Here is an 8,154-nt window from a genome sequence, read left to right on the forward strand (position 1 = left end):
GTTTGAGTTTTGCCTTTTCTTTTTGATCATACTTTTGGACAATGCCCTCATAGCCATCATTTTTTTTGGCCGATCTCCCATATCTTTGATTGCAAAACCATTGCCAAGTGTTTAGTGCTTGCTCTTTAGTTAACCCTTGGTCATGAATAATTAATCGCTCCAACTCTTCAAAGCTGTAATATTTTATGATTTCATGTAAACGATTCTTGCTACAACCATACTCATTGATGTGGCATTCATGCATGAACTGAGCAAATCTTGACTCACCAATTTGATTTTTTAACAAAGCAAGAAAGACCATATCATTAAGCTGTTCTTGGCTGTAAGAAATCTCCTGGCTGCAAGGAAAAGTTGTTTGATTTGACGAGGATGCAAAAAACCCAGATTTGCTTGAAGAAGCCTTGCTTTCTGAAGAGCCCTCAAAAGACTGCGAGTAAGAAAAGTTGCCGCACGAAGCAGTTGTTTTATGGGGCGATTCTTTTGAAAAAGTTGTAAAGGTCATAATCAAAGACAAAAGATACAGATTTTTTTGTGCGAAAAATTTTTTCATGATGCCTCCATATAATCTAAGACGTACAATGATTGTAAGCCTTTATTTATTGTCAGACTATGAAATTCTAAAAGATTTTATTTGAGATTAAGGTTTTCTTCTTTAATATCACGCTCTCTTGGCGTAATAGCCCCAGACATTAAAAATGTTTTAGCAAATCTCTCTTCTTCGTCCACCTCAAGATAAGAAATATGCCTATTTTTACCATCGGCAGAGGAAACAGCGGCTATTCTGGCATAGATATCATAAAGCAAAGCTGAAGACCGTGAAGATAAATCTCCTTTCAGAACACAGCCATCCAAAGAAGCCAGAACAGGCATTACAGAAATCAAACAGAACATAGATAATACTTTTTTCATAAAATACTCCCAAATCTTTTTTACCCACTAACCCTAAAATTAGAGTTGCATAAAAATAATCGGGAACTCAAGAAAAAAAGATCGCAACGTCTTTTTATTCAGCCCATAGCTGTCTTTTAATATTTAATACTCTTTCTTGCTCTACTTACCTTGGATAAATTGTTTTTATTTTTACGCCATCAAGCAAAGGGTGAAACATTGCAGCATTTCTAATCCTTATCAGCTCAACTCTTAAAACATAATTAGCTAATTTTAAATCTATCCAGTCAGAATGAACCATGTTTTCATATTCATCAGCTATTTGTTGGTCTTTTTTTATTATTTTTAAAAGATTTTTTAAACTGTCTGCGTTCTGATTTTCTATTCCAAGATCAGAAACCAATGAAATTATATCTTTATCGTTTGTGATAAAAGCAGAGAACTTGCCCCACTTTTCACACATTTGCCGATGAAAGAAAAAAACATCATTATTCAAACGATACATCTTGAGATAGATATATAAATCACAAATCGTTTGATAATCTTTTTCAAGCTCTTCAAGCGATAAAGCCTTATTCTTTTTTGCTTTTTTCATAGCCTTTTTAAGAATTTTTCTATCAGATCTAAGCGATTTCATTAAAACATCTGAGCTTCCATCAAGCTGTAAAAACAAATGACCCATTAAATCTGACTCAAGCAGCTGATAATTTTCTTGCATAGAAATAAATAGCTCAAAAGAGTTTTTATATTTACGTTGAACCTCTTGAGCCGTTAGTTTTGCAGCTTGCATAGAGCTACAAAAAACTAAAATGCTTACAGAAAAAAGAAACATTTTTTTAAAATAAAACTGACTAGTTTTTTTACGCACGTATGCCCCCAAAGGCGATTAATTTTAAACTTAAAAAGTTATAACAATACTCGCCAAGTATAACAAAGGACACCTTTTAATCAAAACAACAACTTGAAAAATCAGCAACTTAATGCACCAAAATACAAATTATATGAAAACACTTGAATAACGAATGTAAAAGTTATTAGCATCTGCATATATTTTTAACCTTTTTTTGAGACATAAAAACAATGAGAAAAATATTTATTTTAAGCTCTTTGCTCTTCTTTCAGTCATCTATTAACCCAGCGCAAGCACCAATAGATGAAGGGTATTTATTTAGAATTGGAACCCAGCACAGAGCGCACAAACACTTTACCCTCAGCAGTGCTCAGCAGCTAACAATTAACGATATGGTAGATGATACTATTCTTACCGCAGAAACTGATGACTCTAGAGATCCAAACGAGCAAGAATCAAGAATTGCAATTATACAAGAACAAGATTCAGGGCTTTGGCTTGTTGACTTTGCAACTATTCAGCCTCAAACATTTGCTTTTACTACAAAAGAAAAGGCTCAAGACTTTACCCTAAACTTCTTAACACAATCATCTAACGATAAAAAAGAACAGGAAATAAAAGATAAAGCAAACCGAATTAACGCAAAACGACAGCGATTAAAAACACAGAAGTATCGCATCGGAAATAGACCATAAAACTAGGATTTATACATAATTGCTTCTTGAATATGCTGACTTTCAATTTTTTCAAAACCTTCAACATCGGCAATCGTACGAGCAATTTTTAAAGTTTTATGATAACCACGCATGCTTAAATTTAATTTGGTAAACGCTTTTTGCATCAAGGCCTCAGCCTCATCAGTTAAAATACAGTGCTGAGAAATCTCTTGAGCTGTCATAAGCCCATTTGATTTTGCCTCGACTCCAAATCGCTTTTGCTGAGCTTCAAGCGCTTTTTGTACGCCAACTTTTAAAAATGCAGAGCTGATCTCATCAACGCCTTTTTCTCTTGTTGCATCAAGGTAGCTTACCGCCTGAACAGAAACTCGAATGTCTATTCGATCAAGAAGTGGCCCTGATAGCTTTTCTTGATACTTTTGAATTTGACCTTGTGAACAAATACAAGTCTTTGTACTGTCACCAAGATATCCGCAAGGACATGGATTTAATGCCGCAACAAGCAAAAAGGATGCCGGATACTGAACTGACTGTTGCACTCGAGCAATTTCAGCGACTCGATTTTCTAGCGGCTGACGAAGCGCCTCAAGAACATCTCTTTTAAACTCTGTCATTTCATCTAAAAATAAAATTCCATGATGAGCAAGGCTTACCTCTCCAGGCTTTGGAAAAGCTCCTCCACCAATTAAACCAGCCTGAGAAACAGAGTGGTGTGGGCTTCGAAAAGGACGTTGAACAATTAAAGACTTATTTCCAAGTTTTCCGCTAATGGAGTAAACCTTAGTCGTATCAATAATTTCATCAAATGTCATATCTGGCATGATGGTCAACAGTCTTTTTGCAAGCATTGTTTTTCCAGAACCTGGGGGTCCAGAAAAAAGCACATTATGCCTACCTGCAGCAGCTATTTGAAGTGCGCGCTTGGCCCATGCTTGGCCTTTTACATCAGAGAAATCAAGCTCTTGTGTTTTTTGCGCTGCTATAAATTCTGAAACATTTGTTTTGGTTGCTGTAATTGAAGATTCACCGTTTACATAGTGAATTAATTCAATCAAGCTACCTACGCCTACCACTTCTACGCCATCAATAAGTGCTGCTTCTTGCGCATTTTCTTTAGGCAAAATAAGACGCTTTTTACCCAGACGTTTTGCATCACAAGCAATAGCAAGAGCACCTTTAATTGCATTGATTGTGCCATCAAGTGATAGCTCACCAATGATAATTGTTTCGTCTAAAAACTCTTGAGGGAGATGAATCATTTTTCCCGCCTTTAAAATGCCAAGCGCAATAGGCAGATCAAACAATGTTCCTTCTTTTTTTAAATTAGCAGGAGCAAGGTTAACGGTGATTTTTTTTTCTGGCATGCGAAAACCAGAATTTTTCAAAGCAGTAAGTACTCGTTGTCGACTTTCTTTAATTGCAACATCTGGCAATCCAACAATGAAAAAGTTTATAAGTCCGTAGGCTAAGTCAACTTCAACATCAACCTGGTGAGCATTGACTCCAATGGTGGTCGCAGAAAAAATTTTTGTATGCATAAAAAGATCTAATTTTTTTGAATTTTGTGTAAACTACTACATTAAATAACTCAGAACTACTCGCATGAAAATAAAGATATCATTTTTAATGCATTTAGAAAAGTTATAATTGCAAAAAACCCAATACCATAACAGTTTTTTCAAGAAGCGACCATCAATTAGCGACCATCAATTAAGGATGACAAACAATGAAAAAAATATTTCAATTTTTATTACTATCTTCAGCTTACTGCGTCCAACTTCAAGCACCTCTTGCAAAAGGTGATCCAAGCGCTGCAACCGGTGAAACATTTAGTTTCGATATTGGCTTTGCAAAGTTTGGTTATAAAGCAGAATTAACAACAGCTCGTTTATGGACCGCTTCTGGTGACCCTGCAATGAGCAGCTACCCTGATACAGTCAAACCATACGGCCTTAGCTACACTGAGCAACTTGCTTCATACGTGCCATCAATAATTGTCCCTATCGCCATTCCAATGGCAAACGAAGAAGATGCAACCGTTTATTCTTTTGACGGAACAAAGGTAAATGCAAATTCCATAGCAAACCCAATCTGGGGAGCTCAATTTTTGCAGTTTGATGTAGCCTCAGAAAAACCTGTTTTTGTCGTAGCAACAGATCCAGGTAAAGTTTATGCCGTGCAAGATTTAGCAAGGTATACAACGCAAACAGATACCCATAAAAACATAACCAGTCTTTTACTTTATGATTTTGGAGCTGGACAAAACGTTGCAGCACTTTTAGCTTCGCTGCAAAGTTTTTACGTCGCTCACTCAGCTGCCTCTTTTGGCACAGATAGTTCATCAAAAATAGCTCTGCTTGAAAGAAAATTTAGCGGCAGCATGCCTTATTTAAGCAAGCTAGCAGATACTGCTATTTCTACTTCAACATCAGCACTTACAACTGGAGGAGCTGACCTTGCAGCCCTTGGAACAAGCATAACAATTGCATCTTTATTTAAGTTTCAACAGCCATACATTGGCGTTGATGCCACAGCTGGAGCAACTGGTTGCGCCGTTGCGCTCACGAGCGCACGCCTCACTGCAATAACTCCAGCGCCAACAAGCGAACCTCTTTACGATATTAACTTTATACAAATAGCCCCTACCGATGTTCTCAATAATGAAACGATTGTTTCTACTCTCTCAACAGTACAGCCGGTCCGCATCACAAACATAACCGGCATGATAGCGAGCACAAATCTGAACTATTTAATTGTTGCTCGAGATAATGGGACCGGACCACAAACTATTTATGCTCTTCCAAGAATTTCTTCAGAACATGGAGGTCAAAACTCAGGGCTCATTGCAGATTTTACTAAAATACAAAATACCTACAAAGCAAATCCCCTTCTTTTTAATGACAGATATTTTGGCACTATCATTTCTGATCCTGCGCAAATTAATCCAACCGGTTCCTTTGCAGATCAGTTAACTGTTGGTGGTACCGTTCCACTAGATGCTCCAAATTCTATTGAAAGTTTATACTCTCTTGGTGATTGCGTTTACATAGTAATTGGTGAAGCTTATAACTCAGCAACTCAGCAACCTGGTACCTTTAAAAGCCAAGCTCTTTTTGCTAAGGACGGACATATAATTGGATGGACACCTTGGACAAGAGTGCTTGGATCTGACCAGCAAATGAATTACAGCATTGTTTCATACGACACTATTTCTGGATTTTACATTTCATCTTTAGATGGAACTACTTTTAAATCTCTGTACCAAACAACATTTACCACATCAAGCAATCTTGCACCATTTTTAACTACTGCGCAGTCAGCAATTGGAGCTGTCCAAGGAATGTTTAATTTTCCACAGCAAACATCTGGATTTAATAATGCCATTTCCCTTCTCATTTCAACTGGATACAACAGTGTCACCATTGGTCAAACTGGATACGTTTCCTCTTCTTCTTTTCAGGTAAATCCAATGAGCTCCTCTGATGTCATTTCTTTTTCTGGTGACACTATTAACAATCATCGCTCACTAATTGCCGCAGAAATTGCTAACGATGGAGCTGGAAATAACTGGATCTTTGTCGGCGGAGCATCAGGCGTTTCTGTTTTAACTGGCGACATAACTGGATACACATGGAATGGCAACCTTGCAAACCTTTCAACTAATCCTTTTTCTGGCGAAACTTGGAAAATTGTTGGTGATTTTTCATCTGTAAAAAAACTAGTCTGGGATCAAACATATTTATATGTGATGACAAAAACAGAGCTGTATCAAATAGCACTTGATCCAAACAAGTTTAAGGCAACTCCAACAGCAGCGTTAAATGCAACGCTTATAACATCATCAACCAATGTAAGCGCAAATAGCTTCTTTCTTGATATGATTATCGATAATGGATTTTGTTTAATTGGAACAACCAATGGTTTATTTTCTTTAAATTTACCATCAGGACAAGCTACAAAAATAAATATTCCAGATAACAGTTCTAAATAATTCATTTGGTACGCAGCAAGCACGAATCAACAGATTTGTAATACAAGATTCTGTTGTCCTTCCGTTTGATGATTTTTTGGCCGGACAGATTTCTTCTGGGATAATTACTGGAAACCCCACATCGTTTGTAAGATTTAATGATTACATGAGTAGCTACTTTACCGATGGAACATGGAATCTTGCTTCTACTTATTTTCAGGGAATAAATCAGCCATCAAACACACAAGCAACACCATTGGTACAACAGCTCATTGCGGGCATTTCTGCTGGAACATCAAGCAGCTCTGTCATAATGGGAATGGCATCATCATATGCACCTTTAACGTTTTTACGAGGCGCAATAAACCAGACAAGTTTAGTTAGAGAAAGCACATCTGGATCACTTTTAATAAATGGTAATTTTGCATCACACGCGAATGCCTAACACCAACTTAAATAAAAAGATAAAAAAGGATTTTTAAGGAAATTTATGAAAAAAACATTACGATTGCTACTCTTTTACTCTGCTTTTATTACATACAATGCTCACGCAACTGCACCGCTTGGAATGTTTGTGCCTTACGATATAAACTTACGCTTAAAAAAGCCGGTGCCACAAGATTTTCAATTTCACATACTTGGCGAAAAAAGCTTTAGCGTAAAAGGCTACGCAACAGACATTAATGAAGAGATTACATTCGAAGTTAACCCACTTCAGATTTATGAACCAACTCAAAATCTTATCTCAATGTACCAAGGAATTGACGCCCCTGACGCACTTTACCCACAAGTTTTAAATAGCATTGCTGGAGGTCCTGGTGGTGGAGTCAGTGATTATAGCAATGGCCTTTTTACTCCTACTGGGAAATTTTCTTGTGGGCAAGTTGCATTTGGAGCAACCTATGGCCTGCCAAGTAATTTTTATATCAGCGCGTACCTTCCAGTATGTTTTGCAAAGCTGAGCTCTGTAAATTGGGCATACGCAGGAAATGATATCTTATTTGCAGGTGAACAAATACAAAATGAGCTTGTTAATTCTTTTGTGCAAGACTCAGAAAAGTATTTTGATTTAAATGTTGGATGTTGGAAACAAAATGGCATTGGAGACACGACATTTTTAGTAGAATGGCAAAAAGATTTTCCACAGATTCGTCGCCAACTTTTAAGAAACGTACAAGCAAATCTTCGTGTTGGGCTTAGTCTTCCAACCGGTGTAAAAGTGAACGAGCATCGTATCATGTCTGTGCCTTTTGGAGCCGATGGATCTGTCTCTTTACCGTTTGGAGGGGGGCTTGGGATCAACCTTGGGAGCCTTGCAGAAGTTGGATTTAGTGGACAATTTTGGTATTTTTGGAGCAATCAAAAAATACGTCGAATAAAAACATTTCCAACTCAAACAACTCTTCTATTTCCAACACTCGCTCAAACTTATAAAGAGTTTTCTTTCTTGCAAAACTTCAACTTATACGCGCAACTTTATACTCCATCAAAGCGTTTTTCACTAAAAGGCGTTTATCAATATTGGAGAAAGCAACATGATCGCGTAACCCCTCTTTGCACAGGATTTAACTTTGATGTTATCAATACTGCATTTTCACTCGATGAAATGACACGCCATACTTTCTTTGCCATGGCTGTCTATTGCCCGCGCCAAGGGGACTTTAAAAAAGTCATTCCACAATTTGAACTATTCCTAAAAGGAACTTTTGGCGGAACGAGGGCTGCAACAGCTTGTACCTATGGCGCTCAACTTTCATTGATTTTTTAAA

The 8,154-nt window shown here is 37.2% G+C and carries 8 protein-coding genes; 4 read left to right on the forward strand and 4 right to left on the reverse strand.

Features of this window, described 5'->3' with window-relative positions:
• The 3 genes from NTU89_04430 to NTU89_04440 form a co-directional block, all read right to left on the reverse strand.
• A partial coding sequence (locus tag NTU89_04430; GenBank protein MCX5923775.1) for a hypothetical protein occupies nt 1–550 on the reverse strand: 550 nt, incomplete at its 3' end.
• 77 nt (nt 551–627) lie between these two features.
• On the reverse strand, nt 628–909 hold the full coding sequence (locus tag NTU89_04435; protein MCX5923776.1) for a hypothetical protein: 282 nt from the start codon (nt 907–909) through the stop codon (nt 628–630).
• 145 nt (nt 910–1,054) lie between these two features.
• Nucleotides 1,055–1,756 (reverse strand): hypothetical protein, encoded by a 702-nt coding sequence (locus tag NTU89_04440; protein ID MCX5923777.1) that lies wholly within the window; start codon nt 1,754–1,756, stop codon nt 1,055–1,057.
• Nucleotides 1,757–1,968: 212 nt separating this feature from the next.
• Here NTU89_04440 and NTU89_04445 point away from each other — a divergent pair, with 212 nt between their 5' ends.
• Nucleotides 1,969–2,433 (forward strand): hypothetical protein, encoded by a 465-nt coding sequence (locus tag NTU89_04445; protein MCX5923778.1) that lies wholly within the window; start codon nt 1,969–1,971, stop codon nt 2,431–2,433.
• A 2-nt stretch (nt 2,434–2,435) separates the two neighbouring features.
• On the opposite strand, the gene NTU89_04450 is transcribed toward NTU89_04445, so the two are convergent.
• Complete coding sequence (locus NTU89_04450; protein MCX5923779.1) at nt 2,436–3,953, reverse strand: YifB family Mg chelatase-like AAA ATPase; 1,518 nt, start codon at nt 3,951–3,953, stop codon at nt 2,436–2,438.
• Between the two features lie 188 nt (nt 3,954–4,141).
• On the opposite strand from NTU89_04450, the gene NTU89_04455 reads away from it, so the two are divergent.
• From NTU89_04455 to NTU89_04465, 3 genes are all read left to right on the forward strand, one after another.
• Nucleotides 4,142–6,406: a hypothetical protein gene (locus NTU89_04455; protein ID MCX5923780.1), complete on the forward strand. Its 2,265-nt coding sequence runs from the start codon at nt 4,142–4,144 to the stop codon at nt 6,404–6,406.
• 76 nt (nt 6,407–6,482) lie between these two features.
• Entirely contained in the window at nt 6,483–6,830 is a 348-nt protein-coding gene (locus NTU89_04460; protein ID MCX5923781.1) for a hypothetical protein, read from the forward strand.
• 45 nt (nt 6,831–6,875) lie between these two features.
• Complete coding sequence (locus tag NTU89_04465) at nt 6,876–8,153, forward strand: hypothetical protein (protein ID MCX5923782.1); 1,278 nt, start codon at nt 6,876–6,878, stop codon at nt 8,151–8,153.
• Nucleotide 8,154 lies beyond the last annotated feature (1 nt).

Source organism: Candidatus Dependentiae bacterium (assembly GCA_026389065.1).
GTDB lineage: Bacteria > Babelota > Babeliae > Babelales > Chromulinivoraceae > JACPFN01.